Raw genomic sequence first — 23,449 nt, 5'->3', positions numbered from 1 at the left:
ATGGAACTCAAACTCAACGAAGAAGTGATCAAGACCGCCGCCGCGCATGACGGCCCGATCGAGACCGACGCCGTCATCGTGGGCGCCGGTCCCGTCGGCCTGTTCCAGGTGTTCGAGCTCGGCCTGCTGGAGATCAAGGCGCACGTCATCGACTCGCTCGCCTATCCGGGCGGCCAGCCGATCGAGCTGTATCCGGACAAGCCGATCTACGACATCCCGGCCATTCCGGTGTGCACCGGCAAGGAACTGACCGACGCGCTGCTCAAGCAGATCGAGCCTTTCGGCGCGACCTTCCACCTCGGACAGACCGTGTCCGTGGTGCAGAAGCAGGACGACGGCCGCTTCTTCGTCGAGACCTCCAAGGGCACGCAGTTCCTCACCAAGACCATCTTCATCGCCGCCGGCGTCGGCGCGTTCGAGCCCAAGCAGCTCAAGGTGGAAGGCCTGGACAAGTACAACGGCACGCAGCTGGCGTACCGCGTGAAGAACCCGGCGGACTTCGCGGGCAAGAACCTGCTGATCGTGGGCGGCGGCGACTCCGCGCTCGACTGGGCGCTGAACTTCTGCGCCGGCAACGACGACGGCAACCCGAACAAGGCGGAGAGCGTGATCCTGGTGCACCGCCGCGACGGCTTCCGCGCCGCGCCCGCTTCGGTCGCCAAGATGCACGAGCTGTGCGACGCGATGGAGATGCAGTTCATCGTCGGCCAGGTCACGGGCATCGAGGAGAAGGACGGCGTGCTCACGGGTGCGAAGGTCACCGGTGGCGACGGCGTCACGCGCGTGGTGCCGGCCGACCAGCTGCTGGTGTTCTTCGGCCTCTCGCCCAAGCTCGGGCCCATCGCCGACTGGGGCCTGGACATCGAGCGCAAGCAGCTGAAGGTGGACACCGAGAAGTTCCAGACCAACGTGCCTGGCATCTTCGCGGTGGGCGACATCAACACCTATCCGGGCAAGAAGAAGCTGATCCTCTCGGGCTTCCACGAATGCGCGCTGGCTGCCTTCGCCGCCGCGCCCTTCATCTTCCCGGACAAGAAGATCCACCTGCAGTACACGACCACCAGCCCCAAGCTGCACAAGGTGCTGGGCGTGGAGACGCCGGTCTTCGACTGAACGACGGCAGAGCTCGCCAGGAACCCGCCGAATTCAGCATATAATCTAAGGCTTGTTCCCCGATAGCTCAGTCGGTAGAGCGCCGGACTGTTAATCCGTAGGTCCCTGGTTCGAGCCCAGGTCGGGGAGCCAAAACAACAAGGCCTCGCACGCAATGTGCGGGGCCTTTTCATCGCCGACACCCATTCCCCGATAGCTCAGTCGGTAGAGCGCCGGACTGTTAATCCGTAGGTCCCTGGTTCGAGCCCAGGTCGGGGAGCCAAATCCTTCCGCCTCGCGCGATCGATCAGAACTCGCGCATGAAGCGCAGGCTCTCGATCGCTTCCTTCGCGATGTGCATCGCCCCGATGGCCTTGCGCTTGTTCGGCGCGCGGTGCGAGCCGTGCGCGCTCAAGGTGTCGCGACCGCTCGCCAGCTCGAGCTCCCCGAGGTAGATGCGGTAGCCACCCCAGTCGTCGGCGCGGATGCGGTAGGTGAGGCTGCGACCGGTGGTTCGCGTGTATTCGGCGGAGATCATGCGCTCAGGATGCGCGCGTCGGCGCGGCCGCGCTGTAGGGAAACGACGCCAGCCGCGGGTCCGCAAGCCGCGTCCGGCGATTTCTTTCGCCGCCATTTGCCAAAAGATACCAAGTCGCGCAGCGCCGCAATTGCCGTGCGTCGCCCTCGCATGGCAAAGTGGATCGCCATGGCCTTCGACGTCTCGGTCACGCAGAAGCAGTTCTACACCCGCGTCGCCATCAAGGGCACGCCCGGCATCGACGAGCTCGTCGCCCTGATCCACGTGCTGGGCGTCGACAGCAGCAACTGGAAGCACGACGCGCTGCTGGTGGACCTGCGCCAGGTGAGCACGCCTTTCTCGGAGGCGGAGCAGCGCACACTGGGACTCGAGACGGCCGCCAGCCTGGCGCACCTGCGCAAGATCGCCTCCGTCGTGCCGCGCGAACGCGTCACCCGCATCAGCGAAAAGGCGGCGCGACGCGACGGCACCCAGGTGACGGTGTTCGACGACGAGAAGGAAGCCCTGGCCTGGCTTCAGGCCGCGGATTGAGCGTTCAGTGCCCGCGGCGCAGCATGCGCAGCGTGTGCTCCATGTGCGGGAACACCGGATTGCGGATGAAATCGCCCTCTTCGTCGGGCGAGCGGGTGAAGGGCTTCACCAGCAGCGAAACGTAGAGATAGGGAACGATGCTGCTGGCGCCACGGCCCCAGCGCCGGCCTTCGGGCAGGAGCGTGTTGCGGTCGTCGTTGGGGGCAGGCATGGTCACCTCAAGTGTGGCACAGACCGCCGCCCCAGGCCAGCGCCGTGAGCCCTGCCCCCACGCTTTTCAGGCGCTGGTCAGCAGCAGCGCCAGGCCCGTCCACACCAGCAAGGTCGCGCCGCCCATGAGCCACCAGCTGAGGCTCTCGAAAGCACCGCCCGCGTCCACGGCGGCGGCGCGCGCCCAGCCTGGGGACCGGAAGGAATCGGTGTCGTGCGGCATGGCAAGCTCCCTTGGAGAGACAGCGCATCGTGCGATGGCCGGCGGGCCGGCGCTTGTCGGAAAACGCCTGACCGCGCCGTAGTCGCAGAGGCATGATTTGCCTCGGCCACGCGGCAGCGTCCGACGACGTGGCGGGCCGGCGGCCTACAGGATGCCGGCACGGCTGGGCCAACAGTCCTGTGCATGACGGCCCTCACCGCTGTGACGATCCCCGTGCTGCTGCAGGTGCGCGAGCGCCGCAGCGAGGACCGTTTCGTGGCCGCCATGCCGGTGCGCGTGAACGGCAGCGGCGCGACCACGGAGGACCTCAGCCACAGCGGCCTGTCCTTCATTGCCGACCATCCTTACCCGATCGGCGCCCACGTGGAGGTCGTGATCGAGTACCTGCTGGACGGCCACAACTATCCGCTCGCCTGCGAGGCGGAGGTCGTGAGCGTGCAGGACCTGCCCGAAGGCTGGCGCATCGGTGCCAGGCTGGCCCCGCAGTCGCCAGTCGCCGCGATGACGCCGGCGGGCGACTAAGGGCCTACGCGAAAAAAGGCGTCAGCAGCCGCGCGGCCACGCCGACGCGGCCATCCTCGCGGATCACCCGCAGCACCTGGCCCTCGCACTGCAGCTGCCGCTTGCGGCCCTGCGCCTGGTATTCCACCAGCACGTTCACCAGCTGCCCGGGCGACTGCGGCGCTTCGGTCTCGAAATAGATCCCCGTATTGCTGATGTTGTGCGCCACGCCGCGGGCGCCGTCGATGCGGATCGGCAGGTGCGTGTCGAAACGCACCGCCGTCCGTTGCTCGCTCCCTCTCGGTTCGGATGAAATCATCATGGAAGGTCCGGATTGGGTCAGTTGAATGCAAGCTAGGCCTGCGTGGGGGCGGACTTTGTAGTGAGGTGGCGACGCGCGCTGTCGGACAGGGCGCACGCGGCGCGACGCGGTGCGGAACGCCGCTGCACAATTAAGGCGCGATGCACCTGCCCTGGCTGAACCCCGGCGATCCCTTCCCCGACCCCTCCCGCGCCTGGGACCACAAGCAGCCGGCGCCCGGCCTGCTGGCCGCGGGCGGCGCCCTCGACGTGGAGACGCTGGCTCGCGCCTACGGCTCAGGCATCTTCCCGTGGTTCAGCGAGGGCCAGCCCATCCTGTGGTGGAGCACCGATCCCCGCATGGTGCTGTTCACCGGTGAATTCAAGCTGCACCGGTCGCTGCGCAAGACCCTCGCGAAATTCCGCGCCGACCCGCGCTGCGAAATCCGCTTCGACGGCGCCTTCGACGAGGTCATCAGCCACTGCGCGGGCAGCCAGCGGCCCGGGCAATCGGGCACCTGGATCGTTCCGGCGATGGTGGCCGCCTATCGGGACTTCCATCGCGCGGGCTATGCGCACAGCGTGGAGACCTGGATCGACGGCGAACTGGCCGGCGGCCTGTATTGCGTGCGTATCGGCCGCGCGGTCTTCGGCGAGTCGATGTTCACGCGCGTGCCCGACGCCTCCAAGATCGCCCTCGCCGCCCTGGTGGCCTGGGCCAGGCAGGCGCAGGTGCCCATGATCGACTGCCAGCAGAACACGCGCCATCTCGCCTCGCTGGGCGCGCGCGAAATCGCCCGCCGCGACTTTGTGGGGGAGGTGGGCCGGCAGGCGGCACTGCCGGCGGCCGACTGGCGGTTCGAGCCCGTATACTGGAACGAACTCCTGCCCATCGCACCAGCGTGACGCACCTCAAGGACCTACCGCTCCAGACGCTGCAGTTCTATGCGACGGCGCCGTACCCTTGCAGCTATCTTCCGGGGCGGCAGGCGCGCTCGCAGGTGGCCACGCCCAGCCACCTGATCCACAACGACGCTTACTCCGACCTGGTGACGGGCGGCTTCCGCCGCAGCGGCATGTTCACCTATCGCCCTTACTGCGACGGCTGCCGCGCCTGCGTGCCGCTGCGCGTCAAGGCGGACCAGTTCACCCCCAGCCGCAGCCAGCGCCGGGCCTGGGCGCGCCACGAGAACCTGCAGGCGCGCGTGCTCAAGCTGTGCTTCGTGCCCGAGCACTACCACCTGTACCTGCGCTACCAGACCGGCCGCCACGCGGGCGGCGGCATGGACCACGACAGCATCGACCAGTACACGCAGTTCCTGCTGCAAAGCCGCGTGAACTCGCGGCTGGTGGAGTTCCGCGAGAAGCGCGCGGACGGCCAGCCCGGCGCGCTGCGCATGGTGTCCATCCTCGACGTGCTGAACGACGGCATCTCCGCCGTCTACACTTTCTACGAGCCCGAGCCGGCCGCCAGCTACGGCACCTACAGCGTGCTGTGGCAGATCGACCAGGCGAAGAAGCTCAAGCTGCCGCACGTCTACCTGGGCTACTGGATCGCCGAGAGCGGCAAGATGAACTACAAGGCGCGCTTCCACCCGCACGAGGTACTGGTGGACGGCAACTGGACCCCCGGCGCTCCCGGCTGAGCTCTCCAAATTGCCCTTGGGCGGGGCTGCTTGGATTTCACCAAGTAAAATGACTCCGCCATGCGAAAAACCGATAACCAGGCTGCGGCCACTCCCACCATCCAGGTGATCGAGCGCATGTTCGCGCTGATCGACGTGCTGGCTTCGCGCGAGGATGCCGTCTCGCTCAAGGAGATCAGCGAGAAGACGGGGCTGCATCCTTCCACCACGCACCGGATCCTGAACGACCTGGCCACCGGCCGCTTCGTCGACCGGCCCGAGGCGGGCAGCTACCGCCTGGGCATGCGCCTGCTGGAACTGGGCAACCTGGTGAAGGCCCGCCTGAACGTGCGCGACGCCGCGCTGGCGCCCATGCGCGAGCTGCACAAGCAGATCCAGCAGCCGGTCAACCTGAGCGTGCGCCAGGGCGACGAGATCGTCTACGTGGAGCGCGCCTACAGCGAGCGCTCGGGCATGCAGGTGGTGCGCGCCATCGGCGGCCGCGCGCCGCTGCACCTCACCTCCACCGGCAAGCTGTTCCTGGCTGCCGACGATCCGCAGCGCGTGCGCGCCTACGCCACCCGCACCGGGCTGGCCGGCCACACCAAGAACAGCATCACGCAGCTGCCGCTGCTGGAGCGCGAGCTCGCCAAGGCGCGCCAGTACGGCATCGCGCGCGACAACGAGGAACTCGAACTGGGTGTGCGCTGCATGGCAGCGGGAATCTACGACGACCAGGCGCGGCTGGTGGCCGGTTTGTCGATCTCGGCGCCGGCGGACCGGCTGGACGAGAACTGGCTGGCGAAGCTGCAGACGACCGCCAACGAGATCTCGGGGGCGCTGGGGCACAAGGCGGCGGTGCGGCTGGTGGCCTGACCCACCCATGAAAAAGCCGGCTGCAAGCCGGCTTTCTTTATGTGGGGTGCAGGGATCAGCTGCTGACCTGCCGCACGACGATGTTGCCGCCGTTCTGCGGATTCGCCTCGATCCACTTGCGCACGCGCTCGGCGTCGGCAATGCGGCTCAGCTTGCCGGCGGAGTCCAGGAACACCATCACCAGCTTGCGGCCGGCGACCTTCGCCTGCATCACCAGGCACTGGCCCGCTTCGTTGATGAAGCCGGTTTTCTGCACCACGATGTCCCAGGCCGGGTTCTTGACCAGGCGGTTGGTGTTGCTGAATTGCAGGGTGCGCTTGCCGACGGCGACCTGCGCGCCGGGCGAGGTGGAGAACTCGCGCACCATCGGGTCGGTGGCGGCGGTGCCCACCAGGCGCGCCAGGTCCTGCGCGCTCGACTGGTTGCGGCTGGACAGGCCCGTCGGCTCGACGTAGCGGGTGTCCTTCATGCCGAGCAGCTGCGCCTTGGCGTTCATGGCCTCGACGAAGGCGCTCAGGCCACCGGGATAGGTGCGGCCCAGGGCATGCGCGGCGCGGTTCTCGCTCGACATCAGCGCCAGGTGCATCAGTTCGCCGCGGCTCAGCGTCGTGCCCACCCGCAGGCGCGAGCTCGAATGTTTTTCGGTGTCGACGTCGTCGTCGGTGATGGTGATCTGCTCGTCCATCGGCAGCTTGGCTTCGCTGATGATCAGGCCGGTCATCATCTTGGTGAGCGAGGCGATCGGCAGCACGGCCGAATCGTTCTTGCTCAGGAGGATCTCGTTGGTGTCCTGGTCCATCACCAGCGCCACGCTGGAACGCAGGTCCAGTTCGTCGGTGGTGGCGTGCAGGCCGGCCAGCTGGCCGAAGGAAGGCTTGGGCGGGGCCAGGCGCACCACGGAGCGGCGGCTGGCCTTCATGACGCTGGTGCGGCCGCCCTGGAAGGTCTTGCTGACGCGCGCCTGCTTGGCGACGGCGCCGTGCGGCTTCTTGGCGATGGCCTGGTCGGCGGCCTGCGTGAGCGGCGCCAGGGCCAGGGCCAGCAGGCTGACGGCGACGGTACGGACGACTCGGTTCACGGGTACGGCACTCCTAAACGACTTGCGTCGTACGTTTCGGACTTCTCAACGCACGGACAGGCTGCGCAGTGTACTTCGGGAGGCAAAACTTACACAAATCAAGTACTTAGGAATATGTCCTAATCAAGCACCTATGATCTAGGTAGTTACCCTTGGTTACCTCAACCCTGAGCTGCCACGCGGTCGGATTTGCTCTGGAGCTTGCTCAACGCGCTGAGGTAAGCCTTGGCCGACGCCACGACGATATCCGGGTCCGCGCCCACGCCGTTGACCACCCGTCCGGAGTTCTGCAGGCGGACGGTGACCTCGCCCTGGCTTTCGGTCGAGCCGCTGATGGCGTTGACGGAATACAACACCATCTCCGCCCCGCTCTGCACCAGGCTTTCGATCGCCTTGAGCGAAGCGTCCACCGGGCCGTTGCCGTCGGACTGGCCGCGCACTTCCTTGCCGGCGGCGGTGAAGACCACCTCGGCATGCGGCCGCTCGCCGGTCTCGCTGTGCTGGCGCAGTGAAACCAGGCGATAGCTGTCCTGTTCGTGGGCGACCGATTCGTCGCTGACCAGCGCCAGGATGTCCTCGTCGAAGATCTCGCTCTTGCGGTCGGCCAGTTCCTTGAAGCGGGCGAAGGCCGCGTTGATGTCGGCCTCGCTTTCCAGCTGCACGCCCAGGTCCTGCAGGCGCTGCTTGAAGGCGTTGCGGCCCGACAGCTTGCCCAGCACGATCTTGTTGGCGGACCAGCCGACGTCCTCGGCGCGCATGATCTCGTAGGTGTCGCGCGCCTTGAGCACGCCGTCCTGGTGGATGCCGCTGGCGTGGGCGAAGGCGTTGGCGCCGACCACCGCCTTGTTCGGCTGCACGACGAAGCCGGTGGTCTGGCTCACCATGCGGCTGGCCGGCACGATGTGGCGGGCGTCGATGTTGACGTCGAGGCCGAAGTAGTCCCTGCGGGTCTTCACGGCCATCACGATTTCTTCCAGCGAGCAGTTGCCCGCGCGCTCGCCCAGGCCGTTGATGGTGCATTCCACCTGGCGCGCGCCGCCGATCTTCACCCCGGCCAGCGAATTGGCCACCGCCATGCCGAGGTCGTTGTGGCAATGCACCGACCAGACGGCCTTGTCCGAGTTGGGAACGCGCTCGCGCAGGGTCTTGATGAAGTTGCCGTACAGCTCCGGCACCGCGTAGCCCACGGTGTCGGGCACATTGATCGTGGTCGCGCCTTCGGCGATCACGGTTTCCAGCACGCGGCAGAGGAAATCGACGTCGCTGCGGTAGCCGTCTTCCGGCGAGAATTCGATGTCGCCGCACAGGTTGCGGGCAAAGCGCACCGACAGCTTCGCCTGCTCGTGCACCTGCTCCGGCGTCATGCGCAGCTTCTTCTCCATGTGCAGCGCCGAGGTCGCGATGAAGGTGTGGATGCGCGAGCGCGCCGCCGGCTTCAGCGCCTCGGCGGCGCGGGCGATGTCGCGGTCGTTGGCGCGCGACAGGCCGCAGACGACCGAGTCCCTGATGGCGCCGGCGATCGCCAGCACCGACTCGAAGTCGCCATTGGAGCTGGCCGGGAAGCCGGCCTCGATCACGTCGACCTTCAGCCGCTCGAGCTGGCGCGCGATGCGCAGCTTCTCGTCCTTCGTCATGGACGCGCCTGGCGACTGCTCGCCGTCGCGCAGCGTGGTGTCGAAGATGATCAGTTGGTCTGCCATGCGGATTCCCGGTTGTCGGTCGCGAGTCCGGCGCGCTGCAGGCCCGAGACGATGGCCTTGAGCGAGGCGGACACGATGTTCGCGTCGCTGCCCACGCCGAACAGCGTGCGGTCGCCCACGCGCAGCTCGAGGTAGGCGACGGCGCGCGCATCGGCGCCGGCGGCGACCGCGTGCTCATGGTAGTCCAGCACGCGGATGGTTTGGCCCGTGGCCTCGCCCAGTCCTTCGACGAAAGCGTTGATGGGGCCGTTGCCTTCGCCGCGCACGGCGATCGTTTCCTGGCCGGCCTTGACCTCGGCGGTCAGGCTCACCCCGTCGCCGCTTTCCTGGACGTGGTGCGTCACCTCGGCCTGGCCGACGCAGTACTCCTTCTGGAACAGGTTCCAGAGGTCCTGCGCGCTCAGCTCCTTGCCGTCCTGGTCCATCACGCCCTGCACCACCTGGCTGAACTCGATCTGCAGGCGGCGCGGCAGCTCCAGGCCGTACTCGGCCTCCAGCAGGTAGGCGATGCCACCCTTGCCGGACTGGCTGTTGACCCGGATCACCGCCTCGTAGCTGCGGCCCAGGTCCTTGGGGTCGAGCGGCAGGTAAGGCATGTCCCAGAGGTCCGAGTCCTTGCGCGCGGCAAAGGCCTTCTTGATCGCGTCCTGGTGCGAGCCCGAGAACGAGGTGTAGACCAGGTCGCCGACATAAGGATGGCGCGGGTGCACCGGCAGCTGGTTGCAGTGCTCCACCGTGCGGCGGATCTCGTCGATGTCCGAGAAGTCGAGGCCCGGGTGCACGCCTTGCGTGTACAGGTTGAGCGCGACGTTGACCAGGTCGAGGTTGCCGGTGCGCTCGCCGTTGCCGAACAGGCAGCCTTCGAGGCGGTCGGCACCGGCCATGACGGACAGCTCCGCGGTGGCGGTACCGGTGCCGCGGTCGTTGTGCGGGTGCACCGAGAGCACCACCGAATCGCGGCGCTCGATGTTCCGGTGCATCCACTCGATCATGTCGGCGAAGATGTTCGGCGTGGACAGTTCCACCGTCGTCGGCAGGTTGATGATGCACTTGCGCTGCGGCGTCGGCTGCCAGACGGCGGTGACCGCGTCGACCACGCGCTTGGCGAAGGGCAGCTCGGTGCCCGAGAACATCTCCGGCGAGTACTGGAAGATCCAGTCGGTCTGCGGCTGCTTCGCGGCGAGCTCGGAGAACATCCGCGCGTGGGAAGTGGCGAGCTCGACGATGCCGTCCTCGTCCAGCCCCAGCACCACCTTGCGCATCACCGGCGCGGTGGCGTTGTACAGGTGGACGATGACACGGCGGGCGCCTTGCAGCGATTCGAAGGTGCGGCGGATCAGGGGCTCGCGCGCCTGGGTCAGCACCTGGATCGTCACGTCCTCGGGAATCAGGTCTTCGTCGATGAGCTTGCGCAGGAAGTCGAACTCGACCTGCGACGACGAGGGAAAGCCGACCTCGATCTCCTTGAAGCCGATCTCCACCAGCTTCTGGAACATGCGCAGCTTGCGCGGGATGTCCATGGGCTCGATCAGCGCCTGGTTGCCGTCGCGCAGGTCGACGCTGCACCACACGGGGGGCTTGGTGAGCACCGCGTCCGGCCAGGTGCGGTCCTTCAGGCCGATCGGCGCAAAGGGGCGGTACTTGCTGGCGGGGTTCTTCGACATCGGCATGGAAATCTCTCGCTCGGTTGGGAAGGTGAACCAGCAGCCCCAAAAGCAAACGGCCCGCTGCTGGTGCAAACGGGCCGTCTACGGGAATTTAAAGCGCGCGCGCTACCGTCTCCGCCCGTGGGGGGATAGCAGTAGGGCCAGCGCAATGCGGTTCATGGAAGCCAATGTATCACAGTTCACTCTGAAATCCGCTTTAGCGGATTTCAGAGTGGTCTGAATGGTGTGAACCGGCCCGGCAAAGCCGGATCCGGTTCACAAGGGGGACCGGACTGCGCGATGCTCCGCTCGGTCCACGTGCCGCTGCGCGGGAGCCTTTTCGAGGACCGCGCGGAATAACATGCAGCGCGGTCCCACTTGTGAAGAGGATCCGGCTTTGCCGGGCCTCTTCACACTGACCAGCCACTCCAAAAAGTCGCATAGCGACTTTTTGGAGTGATTGCCTATCGGTGCAAACCACTTTCTTCGGGTTCGTCGGTCGAGGTACTGATCATGCTGGTGCGGATGCCCTTGTACTTGCGCCAGCCGTAGACGACGTAGCCCGAGAGGCCGTAGATCACGAAGACCCCGAACAGCACCACCGGCGGGTGGATGGCGATGAAGGCGAAGCCCAGGGCGATGAGCACGATCACCACGAAGGGCACCGTCTTCTTCATCTGGATGTCCTTGAAGCTGTAGAAGGGCACGTTGGTCACCATGGTCAGGCCGGCGAACAGCGCCACCGCGAACATGATCCACACCACGTCGTAGGGCTTGACCTGGTAGTCGTCCATCAGCCAGATGAAGCCGACGACCAGCGCCGCGGCGGCCGGCGAAGGCAGGCCCTGGAAGTAGCGCTTGTCGACCACGCCGGTGTTGACGTTGAAGCGTGCCAGCCGCAACGCGGCGCAGGAGCAGTAGACGAAGGCGGCGATCCAGCCCCAGCGGCCCAGGCCCTTCAAGGCCCATTCGTAGGCGATCAGGCCGGGAGCGGCGCCAAAGGACACCATGTCGGAAAGCGAATCCATCTGCTCGCCGAAAGCGCTCTGCGTGTTGGTCATCCGCGCCACGCGGCCGTCCAGGCTATCCAGCACCATGGCGCTCAGGACCCCGAATCCCGCCAGGTCGAAGCGCCCGTTCATGGCCATCACCACCGAGTAGAAGCCCCCGAACAGCGCCGCCAGCGTGAACAGGTTGGGCAGGATGTAGATGCCCTTGCGGCGCTTGCGCACCACCACTCCCTCGGCGGGAAATTCGTCCTCGTGTCCGTCGTGCATGGGCGCAAGTGTAAGGCCCGCAGAGCGGGCCTTACACAGGGGCTAGGTGCTGGGGGCTTGGGACTAGGTAGCACCTAGCCCCTCGAGGGAAGCGCAACGATCAGTTGCGCGACTGATCCACCAGCTTGTTCTTCTTGATCCAGGGCATCATGGCGCGCAGCTGCTCGCCGACCACCTCGATCGAGTGCTCGCCGTTCAGGCGGCGGCGCGACTGCAGCGTGGGGGCGCCGGCGCGGTTCTCGATGATGAAGCTCTTGGCGTACTCGCCGGTCTGGATGTCCTTCAGCACCTGCTTCATCACCTTCTTGGTCTCCTCGGTGATGATGCGCGGGCCGGTCACGTACTCGCCGTACTCGGCGTTGTTCGAGATCGAGTAGTTCATGTTCGCGATGCCGCCTTCGTAGATCAGGTCCACGATCAGCTTCAGCTCGTGCAGGCACTCGAAGTAGGCCATCTCGGGCGCGTAGCCGGCTTCCACCAGCGTCTCGTAGCCGGCCTTGATCAGCTCCACGGTGCCGCCGCACAGCACGGCCTGCTCGCCGAACAGGTCGGTCTCGGTCTCTTCGCGGAAGTTGGTCTCGATGATGCCGGCCTTGCCGCCACCGTTGGCCATCGCGTACGACAGCGCCAGGTCCCGGGCCTTGCCGCTCTTGTCGGCATGCACGGCCACCAGGTGGGGCACGCCGCCGCCCTGGGTGTAGGTGTTGCGCACGGTGTGGCCCGGGGCCTTGGGCGCGACCATCCAGACGTCGAGGTCGGCGCGCGGCACGACCTGGCCGTAGTGCACGTTGAAGCCGTGGGCGAACGCGAGGGACGCGCCCTGCTTGATGTTCGGCTCGACGTCGTTCTTGTAGACGGTGGCGATCTGCTCGTCGGGCAGCAGGATCATGACGACGTCGGCGGCCTTCACGGCGTCGGCGACTTCGGCGACCTTCAGGCCGGCCTTTTCGACCTTGGGCCAGCTGGCGCCGCCCTTGCGCAGGCCGACGACGACCTTGACGCCGCTGTCGTTCAGGTTCTGCGCGTGCGCATGGCCCTGCGAGCCGTAGCCGATGATGGCGACCGTCTTGCCCTTGATCAGGCTGAGGTCACAGTCCTTGTCGTAAAAAACCTTCATGAGTCTCTCCGGGGTGAAATGGGTTGGGTGAAAGGGGTTCAGGCGCGCAGGATGCGCTCGCCGCGGCCGATGCCGCTGGCGCCCGTGCGCACCGTCTCGAGGATCGCGGTGCGGTCGATGGCGACCAGGAAGGCGTCGTTCTTGCTCTGGTCGCCGGTGAGCTCGATGGTGTAGCTCTTCTCGGTGACGTCGATGATGCGGCCGCGGAAGATGTCGGCCATGCGCTTCATCTCCTCGCGCTCCTTGCCCACCGCGCGCACCTTCACCATCATGAGCTCGCGCTCGGTGTAGGCGCCTTCGGTGAGGTCGACCACCTTGACCACCTCGATGAGGCGGTTCAGGTGCTTGGTGATCTGCTCGATCACGTCGTCGGAGCCCGTGGTCTGGATCGTCATGCGCGACAGCGACGGGTCTTCCGTCGGCGCCACGGTGAGCGATTCGATGTTGTAGCCGCGGGCCGAGAACAGGCCCACCACGCGGGACAGGGCGCCGGGCTCGTTCTCGAGCAGCACGGCAATGATGTGCTTCATGTCAAACCGGCGCCTCTTTTCGGTGCCCTCCCCCGCTGCCGGTAAGCAGCGGGCTCGGCAACCAATAGATTTGCCGTCCGTTAAGGGTTAGAGATCCTCGGAACCGAGCAGCATCTCGGTGATGCCCTGGCCCGCCTTCACCATCGGCCAGACGTTCTCGGTGGGGTCGGTGCGGAAGTCCATGAACACGGTGCGGTCCTTCAGCTTGCGGGCCTCGCGCAGCGCCGGTTCGATGTCCTGCGGCTTCTCGATCAGCATGCCGACGTGGCCATAGGCCTCGGCGAGCTTCACGAAGTTGGGCAGCGCGTCCATGTAGCTGTGGCTGTAGCGGCCCTCGTAATCGAGCTGCTGCCACTGGCGCACCATGCCCAGGTAGCGGTTGTTCAGCGAGACGATCTTGATCGGCGTGTTGTACTGCAGGCAGGTCGAGAGCTCCTGGATGCACATCTGCACCGATCCCTCGCCGGTCACGCAGAACACTTCCGCGTCGGGCTTCGCGAGCTTGATGCCCATGGCATAGGGAATGCCCACGCCCATGGTGCCCAGGCCGCCGGAGTTGATCCAGCGGCGCGGCTCCTGGAACTTGTAGAACTGCGCGGCCCACATCTGGTGCTGGCCGACGTCGGACGTGATGTACGTCTCGGTGTCCTTGGTCATGTTCCAGAGCGTCTCGATCACGCGCTGCGGCTTGATCACGTCCTTGTTGCCGTGGTCGTACTTCAGGCAGTCGCGCTTGCGCCAGCCGTCGATCTGCTCCCACCAAGCGCCCAGCGCGCCGGCGTCCGGCCGGGCGCCGGCCTCCCGGATGCTGGCGATCAGGTCCGCCAGCACGTCCTTCACGTCGCCCACGATCGGGATGTCGACCTTCACCCGCTTGGAGATGCTGGACGGGTCGACGTCGATGTGGATGATCTTGCGGTCGCTGGAGGCGAAGTGCTTGGGGTTGCCGATCACGCGGTCGTCGAAGCGCGCGCCCACGGCCAGCAGCACGTCGCAGTTCTGCATTGCGTTGTTGGCTTCGATGGTTCCGTGCATGCCCAGCATGCCCAGGAACTTGGGATCGGTGCCGGAGATGGCGCCCAGGCCCATCAGCGTGTTGGTGACCGGATACCCGAGCAGGTTGGCCAGCGTGCGCAGTTCGTCGGTGGCGTTGCCCAGGATGACGCCGCCGCCGGTGTAGATGTACGGCCGCTTGGCGTTCATCAGCAGCTGCACCGCCTTGCGGATCTGGCCGCCGTGGCCCTTGTGCACCGGCTTGTACGAACGCATCTCGACGCTGGCCGGGTAGCCCGCATACGGCGTCTTGTTGAAGGAGACGTCCTTGGGGATGTCCACCACCACCGGGCCGGGACGGCCGCTGCGGGCGATGTGGAAGGCCTTCTTCAGCACCTCGGCGAGGTTGCGCACGTCCTTCACCAGGAAGTTGTGCTTCACCACGGGGCGCGTGATGCCCACGGTGTCGCATTCCTGGAAGGCGTCGAGGCCGATCGCGGCCGTCGGCACCTGCCCGGTGATGATCACCATCGGGATGGAGTCCATGTACGCGGTGGCGATGCCCGTGACCGCGTTGGTGACGCCGGGGCCGGAGGTGACCAGGGCCACGCCGACGTCGCCGGTGGCGCGCGCATAGCCGTCGGCCGCATGGACCGCCGCCTGTTCGTGGCGCACCAGCACGTGCTGGATGGTGTCCTGCTTGTAGAAAGCGTCGTAGATGTGCAGCACCGCGCCGCCCGGGTAGCCCCAGACGTACTTCACGCCCTCGGCCTGGAGGGCCTTGACGAGGATTTCAGCGCCGCGGAGATCCTGGCTTTGGCCGCCGGAAGCGGCGGCCGCGGAGCTGAGCTCCGTGCGGGAGATTTCCATGATGAACCTTTCGGATTTCGGGAACGAAAAACCTTGGGTGCTCCTTCACACGCCCTCGTGAGGCAGTGTCGGAACTTAGAACCTCGGGCCATGGGCGGGCTGGTTGCGCCGCCGGATCCGGGCTCGTTTGCCTTTTGACTTGCAGGCGCATTATCGCACTGCAACAGAACTTGCCCAAGAGGGCAGGTCGTCAATGCCATAATTTCCGGCTTTCCTCCCCGCCCGACGGACTCTTTGGCAACCGACCGCGAACTTTCCGATTTCCTGCAGAGCGTCGAGAAGCGGGCTTTCAAGCGGACCGTCTACCACGTCCGCGAGGAGGAGTCGGCGCTGGACATCGTGCAGGACAGCATGATGAAGCTGGCCGAACACTATGCGGACAAGCCGGCCAACGAGCTGCCGATGCTGTTCCAGCGCATCCTGTCCAACTGCACGCTGGACTGGTTCCGCCGGCAGAAGACCCGCAACGCCCTGTTTTCGAACATGAGCGACTTCGAATCCTCTTCGGAGGACGGAGATTTCGACCTGCTGGAAACTTATTCCTCGGCGGACAAGTCTCAGCAGGTCGAGAGTGCGGAGGATTCCACAAGGCGGGCTCAGATCTTGCGAGAGATCGAAACCGAGATCCTGGAACTGCCCGCCCGTCAACGCGAAGCGTTTTTGATGCGTTACTGGGAGGACATGGACGTAGCCGAGACGGCGGCGGCCATGGGCTGCTCCGAGGGCAGTGTCAAGACGCACTGTTCGCGGGCGGTCGCCGCCCTCAGCAAAGCACTGAAGGCAAAGGGAATACAACTATGACCACCACCAACGACCTCCTGCTCCCGCCCCCGGCGGACCGGTTCGGCCGTGCGGTGGCCGCACGCCTTTCCGCGGGCACGGACGAGCTGAGCTACGAAGTACGGGAACGCCTGCGCGCCGCGCGCGTGCGCGCCCTGGAAGCGCGCAAGCAGGCCGAAGTGCACGCGCCGGTCCTAGTGGGCCGTGGCGGCGCCGCCACACTGGGCGAAGGCTTGAGCCTCTGGAACCGCGTTGCCTCCGTCCTGCCCCTGGTCGCCCTCGTCGGCGGCCTGGTGTTCATCCACGTCATCCAGGCCGACCGCCGGGCGAGCGAAATCGCCGAAGTCGATGCGGCCCTGCTGACCGATGACCTGCCGCCGGCGGCCTATGCCGACCCCGGGTTCGTCCAGTTCCTCAAGTCCGGCCGCGAATAGCCGCGTCGCCCGGACCATGACGCCGCCCAGCCACCCGAACGCCCTCCTCGCCGCCGCCTTGCTTGGCGCGGCGTGCCTGGGCAGCCTGGCGTGGGCGGCCGATCCCCTGCCGGCCCCGTCGCCTTCCGCCTCCCAGGCTGCCACTGCCAAGCCCCCGGTTGCCGCGCGGGCCGTCCCGGCGCGCCCGTCCTCCGCCCCCAAGGCCGAATCGTCCCCCACCTGGGCCGAGCTGAGCGCCCGCCAGAAGCAGGCCCTGGAGCCGCTGGCCGCCAGCTGGAGCCGCCTGGGCGAAGCGCACAAGCGCAAGTGGCTGGCCGTGTCGTCCAATTTCCCCACCATGCCGCCGGGCGAACAGGCCCGCCTGCACAGCCGCATGGCGGAGTGGGCGGCCCTGTCGCCGCAGCAGCGCACCCAGGCCCGGCTGAACTTCGCCGAGGCGCAGACCCTGCCCTCGGACGACAAGCGCGCCAAGTGGGAGGCCTACCAGGCCCTGCCGCCCGAGGAAAAGAAGAAGCTCGCCGCCGGCGCCGGCAAGCCGGTGCCGCCCACGGCCGCCGCCGTCCAGCCGGTGCAGCCGCAGAAGCTGGCCGCCACGCCCAAGGGCAAGAAGGCGGAGAACAGGAACGCGCGCATCGCCGTCGCGCCCGGCCAGATCGACCACAACACGCTGCTGCCCCAACCGGGCACGCTGACGACTCCCAGCCCTTGACCGATTCCCTTTCGCTGGCCGCGCCCAGCCTGCGCCGCCGCATGGCATCGCTCTTCTACGAAGGCTTCCTGGCGTTCGCGATCGCCCTGGCCACCGCCTTCGTGTTCTCCGTCGTCATCCAGATGCGCCACGCCCTGCATGGCCGGCTCGCGCTGATCGCCGTGATCTGGCTGGTGCTGGGCCTGTACTTCACCTGGAGCTGGGGCAAGGGCCGCACCTTGCCGATGCAGACCTGGCGCATCCGGATCGTCGATGCGCATGGCCGTCCGGTCACCCGGGCGCGCGCCTGGCTGCGCTATGCCACCTGCTCCCTCTGGGTGATCCCGCCGGTGGCGTTCTTCGCCCAGCAACGCGTCAGCGACTGGAAGCCCGTGTTCTATGCGCTGGTGGCCTGGGTGCTGTTCTGGGCGTTGTTGTCCCGTTTCCACCCCCAGCGGCAGTTCTGGCACGACGTGCTGGCGGGCACGCGGCTGGTCGATGCGCCGTCGGTGACAATCGCGCGATGACGACCACCCATGACGCCATGAACGACGTGGTGAATCCCCAGAAACTGCGTTCGGGCCTCAGTCGCGTCTGGCATGCCGCCGGCTACTCGCTGGCCGGCCTGCGCGCCGGCTGGGACGAGACCGCCTTTCGCCAGGAGGCGCTGGCCGCCATCGTGCTCGTGCCCGCGGCCTTCTGGCTCGGACGCAGCTGGGTCGAGGTGGCGCTGCTGGCCGGCTCGGTGCTGATGCTGATGGCGATCGAACTGCTGAACACCGCCGTCGAAGCCGCCATCGACCGCATCGGGCTGGAACGGCACCCGCTGTCCAAGCGCGCCAAGGACATGGGCAGCGCCGCGGTCCTGCTGGCGCTGCTGGTGTGCGGCGGCATCTGGATCGCCGCCCTGGTGCAGCGCTTCTCCGCATGACGCCGGCTTTCTCGCTCTGCGTCTATTGCGGCTCGCGCCCCGGCGCGGATGCGCGCTACGCGCAGGTCGCCGCCGAGGTCGGCACCTGGATCGGCCGCCATGGCGGCCAGCTGGTCTACGGCGGCGGCAACAACGGCCTGATGGGCGTGCTGGCCGATGCGGCACTGGCCGCCGGCGCGCGCGTCGTCGGCGTCATTCCGCACTCGATGGTGGTGCGCGAATGGGCCAAGCGCGATTGCACGGAGCTGCACGTGGTGGACACCATGCACCAGCGCAAGAGCATGATGGCCGAGCGCGCAGACGCCTTCCTGGCCTTGCCGGGCGGCATCGGCACCTTCGAGGAATTCTTCGAGGTGTGGACGTGGCGGCACATCGGCGTCCACGGCAAGCCGATCGGGCTGCTGGATACCGGCGGCTACTACCAGTCGCTGCTCGCCTTCCTGCGGCAAGGCGTGGAGCACGGGTTCATGAACGACGGGCAGATGGAGATGCTGACGGTGGGGGCGGAGCCGGCACCGCTGCTGCAGGAGCTGGTGGAAGCGGCGGGTCGCAGTCCCAGGAAGATGGACCTGTCGCAGATCTAGGGATGGTGGGGTCGCTGCGCGAACCCACCCTACGCAGGCATCAGCGCCGCCTCAAACCGCCGATTCGTCCAGCTCGCCCGTGCGGATGCGCACGATGCGCTCCACGTTGGTGATGAAGATCTTGCCGTCGCCGATCTTGCCCGTGCGGGCGGCCTTGATGATGGCCTCGATGCAGCGCTCGACGTCGTCGTCCTTCACCACCACTTCGACCTTCACCTTCGGCAGGAAGTCCACCACGTATTCGGCGCCGCGATAGAGCTCGGTGTGGCCCTTCTGGCGGCCGAAGCCCTTGACCTCGGTCACGGTCAACCCGGTCACGCCGCATTCGGCCAGCCCCTCGCGGACTTCCTCCAGCTTGAAGGGTTTGACGATGGCGGTGATCTGTTTCATGGGGCGCTCGCTCTCCGGATTCGTTGTGGTCAGGCCAGGAATTTACCGGTAATAGGATAGCGCCAATCCTTGCCGAAACTCCGGTGCGTCACGCGGATGCCCACCGGGGCCTGCCGCCGCTTGTATTCGTTGATGCGGATCAGGCGCGCCACGCGTGCCACCGTGGCGCGGTCGAAGCCTTCGGCCACGATCTCCTCGATGCCCATGTCGTTTTCCATGTAGCGCGTGAGGATGCCGTCGAGGATTTCGTAAGGGGGCAGGCTGTCCTGGTCCGTCTGGTCCGGCCGCAGTTCGGCACTGGGCGGCCGGGTGATGATCCGCTCGGGAATCGGATTGGCGCCGGTGCCGAAGGGATCGTTGGCGTTGCGCCAGCGCGCGAGGCGGAACACCGCCGTCTTCAGCACGTCCTTGATCACGGCGAAGCCGCCGGCCATGTCGCCGTACAGCGTGCAGTAGCCGGTGGCCATCTCGCTCTTGTTGCCGGTGGTCAACACGATGGAGCCGAACTTGTTGGACAGCGCCATCAGCAGCACGCCGCGGATGCGCGCCTGGATGTTTTCTTCCGTGGTGTCCTCCGGCAGCCCGGCGAACTCCTGCGCCAGCGATGCCTTGAAGGCCTCGAACTCCGGCTTGATCGAGATCTCGTCGTAACGCACGCCCAGGCGCTTCGCCATCTCGCGCGCATCGATCCACGAGATGTCCGCGGTGTAGGGCGACGGCATCATCACTGCCCGCACCCTGTCGGCGCCGAGCGCGTCGACGGCGATGGCCAGCACCAGCGCGGAGTCGATGCCGCCGGACAGGCCCAGCAGCACGCCCGGGAAACCGTTCTTGCCTATGTAGTCGCGCACGCCCAGCACCAGCGCGTGCCAGAGCTCGCCGTCCGCATCGGGCTGCGGCGCCAGCTGGCCCGAGAGGCGCACCGGGCCCGCGTCGGGGGCGATCTCCGCCTGCACGAAGAACAGGTCTTCCTCGAAGCTTTTCGCCAGCGCGGCGAGCTTGCCGTCGGCGTTGACGGCAAACGAAGCGCCGTCGAAGACCACCTCGTCCTGGCCGCCCACGCAGTGCGCGTAGATCAGCGGCAGTTCCACGGCGCGGGCGCGCTCCCCCATCCGGGCGAAACGCTCGTCGTCCTTGTTGGCGTGGTAGGGCGAGGCATTGGGCACGACCAGCAGCTGCGCGCCCGAGGACATCGCCAGCTGCGCCGGTTCCTCGAACCAGGCGTCCTCGCAGATCAGCACGCCGACGTTGATGCCTTCGACCTGGAACACGCAGGTGCCCTGGCCGCGGATGAAATAGCGGTACTCGTCGAAGACCTGGTAGTTCGGCAGTTCGCGCTTGGCATAGGTTTCCAGCACCTTGCCTTCGCACAGCACGCTGGCGGCGTTGTAGCGGTGCTGCACCTGCACCGACTTGCCTCGGCTCGCGGTGCCATGCGGGTGGCCCACCAGCACGTGCAGGCCCTTCAACCCCGCCAGCTCGCGGGCCACCGTTTTCACGGCATCATCGCAGGCGGCCATGAAGGCGGGACGCAGCAGCAGGTCTTCGGCGGGATAGCCGCAGATCGACAGCTCCGGGGTGAGCACCAGGCGCGCGCCCTGCTCGTAGGCCGAACGCGCCGCGGCGATGATTTTTTGCGCGTTGCCCGCCGTGTCGCCGACGATGACGTTCAACTGGGCCGTACAGATTGTGAGTGCCATGAAAGCCTTGCCTGACAGGGCAAAAGATTATGTCACCCGGGTGCTGCGCGCGCCGGGCGACGTCGACGCCCGCGCCTGGAACGAGCTGCTGGCCCGCTCCGGCGGCTCGCCCTTCATGCGCCACGAGTACCTCGCGGCGCTGCACGAAAGCGGCAGCGCGACCGCCGACACCGGCTGGGATGCGCACTTCCTGACCTTGTGGCACGGCGACGAGCTGCAGGCCGCCTGCGCGCTGTACTTCAAGGACCATTCCTACGGCGAGTACGTGTTCGACTGGGCCTGGGCCAACGCCTACGAGCAGCACGGGGTGCGCTACTACCCCAAGGGCCTGACCGCGGTGCCGTTCACGCCGGTGCCGGGGCCGCGCCTGCTGGCCCGCGATGGCGCGGCGCGCGCCGCGCTGGTCGCCGAAGTGCTGACGCTGTGCCGGCGCAACAAGCTCTCGTCCTTCCACCTGCTGTTCGGCAACGAGGACGACATCGCGGCGTGCGCCGCCCACGGCCTCATGCTGCGCCACACCGTCCAATTCCACTGGACCAACGCCGGCTGGACGGACTTCGACGCCTTCCTCGCCAGCCTGGCGCAGGAGAAGCGCAAGAAGATCCGCCAGGAGCGGCGCAAGGTCGCCGAGGCCGGCGTCACCTTCCGGGCTCTCGAAGGCAAGGCGATCGCCACCACCGACTGGGACTTCTTCTACCGCTGCTACGAGCGCACCTACCTCGAACACGGCAACGCGCCCTACCTCACGCGCGACTTCTTCCGCCGCATGGCCGCGACCATGCCGGAGAACTGGCTGCTGTTCGTCGCCGAGCGCAACGGCAAGCGCATCGCGAGCAGCCTGATCGGCATCGCCGACGGCGTGGCTTATGGCCGTTATTGGGGGGCGCTGGAGCGGGTCGACTCGCTGCACTTCGAGGCCTGCTACTACCAGCCGCTGGCCTGGTGCATCGCCAACGGCTATCGCAGCTTCGAGGGCGGCGCGCAGGGCGAGCACAAGATGGCGCGGGCGCTGCTGCCCGTGAAGACCAGCAGCGCCCACTGGCTTGCGCATCCGGCGTTCGCGGATGCGGTGGAGAAGTTCCTGGCGCGGGAGGGCAAGGGCGTGGAGAGCTACCTGCAGCACTTGCAGGAGCGCACGCCCTTCCGCCGCGAGGACTAGGCCTTCTTCATGCCCGGTTTCAGCACGACCTTCGTCCAGCCCTTCTCCCGCTTGTCGAACTTCTCGTAGGCCTGCGGCGCCTGCTCCAGCGGGATCTCGTGCGACACGATCCAGGAAGGCTTGACCTTGTCCTTCTCGATCAAGCGGCTCAGGAAGCGGTTGTAGGCCTTGACGTTGGCCTGGCCGGTCGCCATGCGCTGGCCCTTGAACCAGAAGGCGCCGAAGTCGAAGGCCATCTGGCCGCGCTTCTCCAGCCTGTCCTCGGCGTTCGGGTCTTCCGGCACGAACACGCCGACCACGCCGATGGAGCCCGCCGCCTTGACGGTCTTCACCAGGTTGTTCATCGTGAGGTTCGGCACCTCCTCGCGGTGCATGTTGCAGCACTGGTAGCCCACGCATTCGCAGCCGCGGTCCGCGCCCTTGCCCCCGGTGAGCTCCATGATGCGCTCCACGCCGGCGGCCCCGGTGTCGTCGATGGCGATGGCTCCAATCTTCTCCGCCAGCGCCAGGCGGTCCTTGTGCGTGTCGACCACCATCACCATGGCCGCGCCCTTGATCATTGCGGAATACGCCGCCATCAGGCCGACGGGGCCGGCTCCGTAGATCACCACGTTGTCCCCGGGCTGCACGCCGGCGAGCTCGGTGGCGTGGTAGCCGGTCGGGAAGATGTCCGCCAGCATCACGTAGTCGCTTTCCTTTTCCTCGGAGCCGCGCGGCAGGATCAGGCAGTTGTAGTCGCCGTAGGGCACGCGCAGGTATTCGGCCTGGCCACCGCTGTACGGGCCCATGCCCGCGAAGCCGTAGGCCGCGCCGGCCATTCCCGGGTTGCAGGTGAGGCAAAAGCCCGACAGGCCCTTCTCGCAGTTCTCGCAGAAGCCGCAGCCGATGTTGAACGGCAGGCAGACGCGGTCGCCGACCTTGACCCGGTCGACGGCGGTGCCGATCTCGATCACTTCGCCGAGGTTCTCGTGGCCCAGGATGCGGCCCGGCTCCATGTTGGTCCGACCCTCGTACATGTGCAGGTCCGAGCCGCAGATGTTGGTGCTGGTGATCTTCACCAGGACGTCGGTGGGCCGTTCGATCTTCGCGTCGGGCACTTCCTTGACCTTGACGTCCCGCGGACCGTTGTAGACGAGCGCCTTCATGCGGCCGCCTTCGCGGGCATCGCCGCCTTCTTCTGCAGCTGTTCCTTGCGCTTGGCGAGCGCAGGCACCATGCCCCGCAGGTCCAGGTCCGCCTGGCGCGCCTTCAGGAAGATCTCCCCGCGCTCTTCCTGAACGTGGTGGTCGATGTCGATGCCCAGTTCCTTGACGGTGTCGTCGAAGGCTTCGTCCTCCGCATCCATCTCCTGGATCCGGGCGATCATCTCCTTGGCTTCCGCGTGCTCCAGGATGGCTTCGTCCATCAGCGCGTCGTCGCCGATGGCCTGGCGCACCGCCGGGTAGAACAGTTCTTCTTCCAGCTGGGCGTGCACGGTCAGCGCCTGGCAGATCTTCAGGGCCACAGCCTGCCGGTCGGCCGCCGGGGCCTGGTCGTCGGAGAGCCCGTTGAATTCGATGAACAGGGATTTGACGGCCTTGTGGTCTGCATCCAGCAGGTCCACGGCGTCCTCGAAGGCAATTTTGTCGCTCATGCGGTCCTCGTAGATGGTTGAAACGGAACGGCCCGCGCTTGGC

28 protein-coding genes and 2 tRNA genes are annotated in these 23,449 nt (G+C 66.8%); 15 read left to right on the top strand and 15 right to left on the bottom strand.

Annotation, left to right across the window (positions count from 1 at the left end):
* The 3 genes from LZ009_RS11020 to LZ009_RS11010 all read left to right on the top strand — a co-directional run bounded on the left by LZ009_RS11020 (position 1) and on the right by LZ009_RS11010 (position 1,375).
* A complete protein-coding gene (locus tag LZ009_RS11020; RefSeq protein ID WP_275697977.1) occupies positions 1–1,113 on the top strand; it encodes an NAD(P)/FAD-dependent oxidoreductase in 1,113 nt (370 codons plus the stop codon).
* Between the two features lie 56 nt (positions 1,114–1,169).
* Positions 1,170–1,245 (top strand) — tRNA-Asn (locus LZ009_RS11015).
* Between the two features lie 54 nt (positions 1,246–1,299).
* A tRNA-Asn gene (locus LZ009_RS11010) sits at positions 1,300–1,375 on the top strand.
* 24 nt (positions 1,376–1,399) lie between these two features.
* Here LZ009_RS11010 and LZ009_RS11005 read toward each other — a convergent pair.
* On the bottom strand, positions 1,400–1,630 hold the full coding sequence (locus LZ009_RS11005; RefSeq protein ID WP_275697976.1) for a hypothetical protein: 231 nt from the start codon (positions 1,628–1,630) through the stop codon (positions 1,400–1,402).
* 150 nt (positions 1,631–1,780) lie between these two features.
* Here LZ009_RS11005 and LZ009_RS11000 point away from each other — a divergent pair, with 150 nt between their 5' ends.
* Positions 1,781–2,161 (top strand): STAS/SEC14 domain-containing protein, encoded by a 381-nt coding sequence (locus LZ009_RS11000; RefSeq protein ID WP_275697975.1) that lies wholly within the window; start codon positions 1,781–1,783, stop codon positions 2,159–2,161.
* A gap of 4 nt (positions 2,162–2,165) precedes the next feature.
* Here the strand turns inward: LZ009_RS11000 and LZ009_RS10995 are convergent, their stop codons facing one another.
* Both LZ009_RS10995 and LZ009_RS10990 read right to left on the bottom strand, forming a co-directional pair.
* Positions 2,166–2,372, bottom strand: coding sequence for a hypothetical protein (locus tag LZ009_RS10995; protein WP_275697974.1), 207 nt, complete (start codon positions 2,370–2,372; stop codon positions 2,166–2,168).
* Positions 2,373–2,438: 66 nt separating this feature from the next.
* Positions 2,439–2,594 (bottom strand): hypothetical protein, encoded by a 156-nt coding sequence (locus LZ009_RS10990; RefSeq protein WP_275697973.1) that lies wholly within the window; start codon positions 2,592–2,594, stop codon positions 2,439–2,441.
* Between the two features lie 183 nt (positions 2,595–2,777).
* On the opposite strand from LZ009_RS10990, the gene LZ009_RS10985 reads away from it, so the two are divergent.
* The gene (locus tag LZ009_RS10985) at positions 2,778–3,116 is read left to right on the top strand and encodes a PilZ domain-containing protein (protein ID WP_275697972.1); all 339 of its coding nucleotides are present in this window, start codon (positions 2,778–2,780) and stop codon (positions 3,114–3,116) included.
* A gap of 4 nt (positions 3,117–3,120) precedes the next feature.
* Here the strand turns inward: LZ009_RS10985 and LZ009_RS10980 are convergent, their stop codons facing one another.
* The gene (locus LZ009_RS10980) at positions 3,121–3,372 is read right to left on the bottom strand and encodes a PilZ domain-containing protein (protein ID WP_346730736.1); all 252 of its coding nucleotides are present in this window, start codon (positions 3,370–3,372) and stop codon (positions 3,121–3,123) included.
* Between the two features lie 185 nt (positions 3,373–3,557).
* Between LZ009_RS10980 and aat the strand changes: the two genes are divergently transcribed.
* The 3 genes from aat to LZ009_RS10965 are packed head-to-tail and all read left to right on the top strand — an operon-like array spanning position 3,558 to position 5,896.
* A complete protein-coding gene (aat, locus tag LZ009_RS10975) occupies positions 3,558–4,301 on the top strand; it encodes a leucyl/phenylalanyl-tRNA--protein transferase (protein ID WP_275697971.1) in 744 nt (247 codons plus the stop codon).
* Entirely contained in the window at positions 4,298–5,041 is a 744-nt protein-coding gene (locus tag LZ009_RS10970) for an arginyltransferase (protein WP_275697970.1), read from the top strand. The genes aat and LZ009_RS10970 overlap by 4 nt, the downstream gene beginning before the upstream one ends.
* 60 nt (positions 5,042–5,101) lie before the next feature.
* A complete protein-coding gene (locus LZ009_RS10965; RefSeq protein WP_275697969.1) occupies positions 5,102–5,896 on the top strand; it encodes an IclR family transcriptional regulator in 795 nt (264 codons plus the stop codon).
* 55 nt (positions 5,897–5,951) lie between these two features.
* Here LZ009_RS10965 and pbpG read toward each other — a convergent pair whose 3' ends face one another.
* From pbpG to LZ009_RS10930, 7 genes are all read right to left on the bottom strand, one after another.
* Positions 5,952–6,974: a D-alanyl-D-alanine endopeptidase gene (gene pbpG / locus LZ009_RS10960; RefSeq protein WP_275697968.1), complete on the bottom strand. Its 1,023-nt coding sequence runs from the start codon at positions 6,972–6,974 to the stop codon at positions 5,952–5,954.
* A gap of 161 nt (positions 6,975–7,135) precedes the next feature.
* The gene (locus tag LZ009_RS10955) at positions 7,136–8,674 is read right to left on the bottom strand and encodes a 2-isopropylmalate synthase (RefSeq protein ID WP_275697967.1); all 1,539 of its coding nucleotides are present in this window, start codon (positions 8,672–8,674) and stop codon (positions 7,136–7,138) included.
* The gene (gene leuA, locus LZ009_RS10950) at positions 8,659–10,338 is read right to left on the bottom strand and encodes a 2-isopropylmalate synthase (protein ID WP_275697966.1); all 1,680 of its coding nucleotides are present in this window, start codon (positions 10,336–10,338) and stop codon (positions 8,659–8,661) included. The genes LZ009_RS10955 and leuA overlap by 16 nt, the downstream gene beginning before the upstream one ends.
* 446 nt (positions 10,339–10,784) lie before the next feature.
* On the bottom strand, positions 10,785–11,597 hold the full coding sequence (gene pssA / locus LZ009_RS10945; protein ID WP_275697965.1) for a CDP-diacylglycerol--serine O-phosphatidyltransferase: 813 nt from the start codon (positions 11,595–11,597) through the stop codon (positions 10,785–10,787).
* A gap of 100 nt (positions 11,598–11,697) precedes the next feature.
* Entirely contained in the window at positions 11,698–12,714 is a 1,017-nt protein-coding gene (ilvC, locus tag LZ009_RS10940; protein WP_275697964.1) for a ketol-acid reductoisomerase, read from the bottom strand.
* Between the two features lie 38 nt (positions 12,715–12,752).
* Positions 12,753–13,244, bottom strand: coding sequence for an acetolactate synthase small subunit (ilvN, locus tag LZ009_RS10935; RefSeq protein WP_275697963.1), 492 nt, complete (start codon positions 13,242–13,244; stop codon positions 12,753–12,755).
* 87 nt (positions 13,245–13,331) lie between these two features.
* Complete coding sequence (locus LZ009_RS10930; protein ID WP_275697962.1) at positions 13,332–15,107, bottom strand: acetolactate synthase 3 catalytic subunit; 1,776 nt, start codon at positions 15,105–15,107, stop codon at positions 13,332–13,334.
* Positions 15,108–15,341: 234 nt separating this feature from the next.
* Here LZ009_RS10930 and LZ009_RS10925 point away from each other — a divergent pair, with 234 nt between their 5' ends.
* From LZ009_RS10925 to LZ009_RS10900, 6 genes are read left to right on the top strand one after another with little or no spacing between them, the layout of a single operon-like run.
* Positions 15,342–15,908, top strand: coding sequence for an RNA polymerase sigma factor (locus tag LZ009_RS10925; RefSeq protein WP_275697961.1), 567 nt, complete (start codon positions 15,342–15,344; stop codon positions 15,906–15,908).
* Positions 15,905–16,321 (top strand): DUF3619 family protein, encoded by a 417-nt coding sequence (locus LZ009_RS10920; RefSeq protein ID WP_275697960.1) that lies wholly within the window; start codon positions 15,905–15,907, stop codon positions 16,319–16,321. Before LZ009_RS10925 ends, LZ009_RS10920 begins: the two co-directional genes overlap by 4 nt.
* 16 nt (positions 16,322–16,337) lie before the next feature.
* Positions 16,338–17,030 carry a DUF3106 domain-containing protein gene (locus LZ009_RS10915; RefSeq protein WP_275697959.1) on the top strand — a complete coding sequence of 231 codons (693 nt, stop codon included), beginning with the start codon at positions 16,338–16,340 and terminating at the stop codon, positions 17,028–17,030.
* Positions 17,027–17,536, top strand: coding sequence for an RDD family protein (locus LZ009_RS10910; RefSeq protein WP_275697958.1), 510 nt, complete (start codon positions 17,027–17,029; stop codon positions 17,534–17,536). The genes LZ009_RS10915 and LZ009_RS10910 overlap by 4 nt, the downstream gene beginning before the upstream one ends.
* The gene (locus LZ009_RS10905) at positions 17,533–17,940 is read left to right on the top strand and encodes a diacylglycerol kinase (protein WP_275697957.1); all 408 of its coding nucleotides are present in this window, start codon (positions 17,533–17,535) and stop codon (positions 17,938–17,940) included. Before LZ009_RS10910 ends, LZ009_RS10905 begins: the two co-directional genes overlap by 4 nt.
* Positions 17,937–18,524 carry an LOG family protein gene (locus LZ009_RS10900; protein ID WP_275697956.1) on the top strand — a complete coding sequence of 196 codons (588 nt, stop codon included), beginning with the start codon at positions 17,937–17,939 and terminating at the stop codon, positions 18,522–18,524. The genes LZ009_RS10905 and LZ009_RS10900 overlap by 4 nt, the downstream gene beginning before the upstream one ends.
* A gap of 51 nt (positions 18,525–18,575) precedes the next feature.
* On the opposite strand, the gene LZ009_RS10895 is transcribed toward LZ009_RS10900, so the two are convergent.
* Both LZ009_RS10895 and LZ009_RS10890 read right to left on the bottom strand, forming a co-directional pair.
* Complete coding sequence (locus LZ009_RS10895) at positions 18,576–18,914, bottom strand: P-II family nitrogen regulator (RefSeq protein WP_275697955.1); 339 nt, start codon at positions 18,912–18,914, stop codon at positions 18,576–18,578.
* Positions 18,915–18,943: 29 nt separating this feature from the next.
* Positions 18,944–20,614, bottom strand: coding sequence for an NAD+ synthase (locus LZ009_RS10890; RefSeq protein WP_275697954.1), 1,671 nt, complete (start codon positions 20,612–20,614; stop codon positions 18,944–18,946).
* Between LZ009_RS10890 and LZ009_RS10885 the strand changes: the two genes are divergently transcribed.
* Positions 20,613–21,773 carry a GNAT family N-acetyltransferase gene (locus LZ009_RS10885; RefSeq protein WP_275697953.1) on the top strand — a complete coding sequence of 387 codons (1,161 nt, stop codon included), beginning with the start codon at positions 20,613–20,615 and terminating at the stop codon, positions 21,771–21,773. The genes LZ009_RS10890 and LZ009_RS10885 overlap by 2 nt on opposite strands.
* On the opposite strand, the gene LZ009_RS10880 is transcribed toward LZ009_RS10885, so the two are convergent.
* Together LZ009_RS10880 and LZ009_RS10875 are read right to left on the bottom strand one after the other, a co-directional pair.
* Entirely contained in the window at positions 21,770–22,918 is a 1,149-nt protein-coding gene (locus LZ009_RS10880) for a glutathione-independent formaldehyde dehydrogenase (RefSeq protein ID WP_275697952.1), read from the bottom strand. The two genes, LZ009_RS10885 and LZ009_RS10880, sit on opposite strands and share 4 nt — an antisense overlap.
* Positions 22,915–23,406, bottom strand: coding sequence for a hemerythrin domain-containing protein (locus LZ009_RS10875; RefSeq protein ID WP_275697951.1), 492 nt, complete (start codon positions 23,404–23,406; stop codon positions 22,915–22,917). The genes LZ009_RS10880 and LZ009_RS10875 overlap by 4 nt, the downstream gene beginning before the upstream one ends.
* Between the last annotated feature and the right edge of the window lie 43 nt (positions 23,407–23,449).

Source organism: Ramlibacter paludis (genome assembly GCF_022012305.1).
Taxonomy (GTDB): domain Bacteria; phylum Pseudomonadota; class Gammaproteobacteria; order Burkholderiales; family Burkholderiaceae_C; genus Ramlibacter; species Ramlibacter paludis.
This window is presented reverse-complemented; position numbering and strand designations above follow the sequence as displayed.

Excerpts from the sequence above, each read along its gene's own strand:
- LZ009_RS11020 (WP_275697977.1), top strand. The coding sequence starts at position 1 with ATGGAACTCAAACTCAACGAAGAAGTGATCAAGACCGCCGCCGCGCAT.
- LZ009_RS10965 (WP_275697969.1), top strand. The coding sequence starts at position 5,102 with ATGCGAAAAACCGATAACCAGGCTGCGGCCACTCCCACCATCCAGGTG.
- LZ009_RS10875 (WP_275697951.1), bottom strand. The coding sequence starts at position 23,406 with ATGAGCGACAAAATTGCCTTCGAGGACGCCGTGGACCTGCTGGATGCA.
- ilvN (WP_275697963.1), bottom strand. The coding sequence starts at position 13,244 with ATGAAGCACATCATTGCCGTGCTGCTCGAGAACGAGCCCGGCGCCCTG.
- LZ009_RS10890 (WP_275697954.1), bottom strand. The coding sequence starts at position 20,614 with ATGGCACTCACAATCTGTACGGCCCAGTTGAACGTCATCGTCGGCGAC.
- LZ009_RS10955 (WP_275697967.1), bottom strand. The coding sequence starts at position 8,674 with ATGGCAGACCAACTGATCATCTTCGACACCACGCTGCGCGACGGCGAG.
- LZ009_RS10985 (WP_275697972.1), top strand. The coding sequence starts at position 2,778 with ATGACGGCCCTCACCGCTGTGACGATCCCCGTGCTGCTGCAGGTGCGC.
- leuA (WP_275697966.1), bottom strand. The coding sequence starts at position 10,338 with ATGTCGAAGAACCCCGCCAGCAAGTACCGCCCCTTTGCGCCGATCGGC.
- LZ009_RS10930 (WP_275697962.1), bottom strand. The coding sequence starts at position 15,107 with ATGGAAATCTCCCGCACGGAGCTCAGCTCCGCGGCCGCCGCTTCCGGC.
- ilvC (WP_275697964.1), bottom strand. The coding sequence starts at position 12,714 with ATGAAGGTTTTTTACGACAAGGACTGTGACCTCAGCCTGATCAAGGGC.
- aat (WP_275697971.1), top strand. The coding sequence starts at position 3,558 with ATGCACCTGCCCTGGCTGAACCCCGGCGATCCCTTCCCCGACCCCTCC.
- LZ009_RS10995 (WP_275697974.1), bottom strand. The coding sequence starts at position 2,372 with ATGCCTGCCCCCAACGACGACCGCAACACGCTCCTGCCCGAAGGCCGG.
- pssA (WP_275697965.1), bottom strand. The coding sequence starts at position 11,597 with ATGCACGACGGACACGAGGACGAATTTCCCGCCGAGGGAGTGGTGGTG.
- LZ009_RS10905 (WP_275697957.1), top strand. The coding sequence starts at position 17,533 with ATGACGACCACCCATGACGCCATGAACGACGTGGTGAATCCCCAGAAA.
- LZ009_RS10920 (WP_275697960.1), top strand. The coding sequence starts at position 15,905 with ATGACCACCACCAACGACCTCCTGCTCCCGCCCCCGGCGGACCGGTTC.
- LZ009_RS10895 (WP_275697955.1), bottom strand. The coding sequence starts at position 18,914 with ATGAAACAGATCACCGCCATCGTCAAACCCTTCAAGCTGGAGGAAGTC.
- LZ009_RS10915 (WP_275697959.1), top strand. The coding sequence starts at position 16,338 with ATGACGCCGCCCAGCCACCCGAACGCCCTCCTCGCCGCCGCCTTGCTT.
- LZ009_RS10900 (WP_275697956.1), top strand. The coding sequence starts at position 17,937 with ATGACGCCGGCTTTCTCGCTCTGCGTCTATTGCGGCTCGCGCCCCGGC.
- LZ009_RS10885 (WP_275697953.1), top strand. The coding sequence starts at position 20,613 with ATGAAAGCCTTGCCTGACAGGGCAAAAGATTATGTCACCCGGGTGCTG.
- LZ009_RS10880 (WP_275697952.1), bottom strand. The coding sequence starts at position 22,918 with ATGAAGGCGCTCGTCTACAACGGTCCGCGGGACGTCAAGGTCAAGGAA.
- LZ009_RS11000 (WP_275697975.1), top strand. The coding sequence starts at position 1,781 with ATGGCAAAGTGGATCGCCATGGCCTTCGACGTCTCGGTCACGCAGAAG.
- LZ009_RS11005 (WP_275697976.1), bottom strand. The coding sequence starts at position 1,630 with ATGATCTCCGCCGAATACACGCGAACCACCGGTCGCAGCCTCACCTAC.
- LZ009_RS10990 (WP_275697973.1), bottom strand. The coding sequence starts at position 2,594 with ATGCCGCACGACACCGATTCCTTCCGGTCCCCAGGCTGGGCGCGCGCC.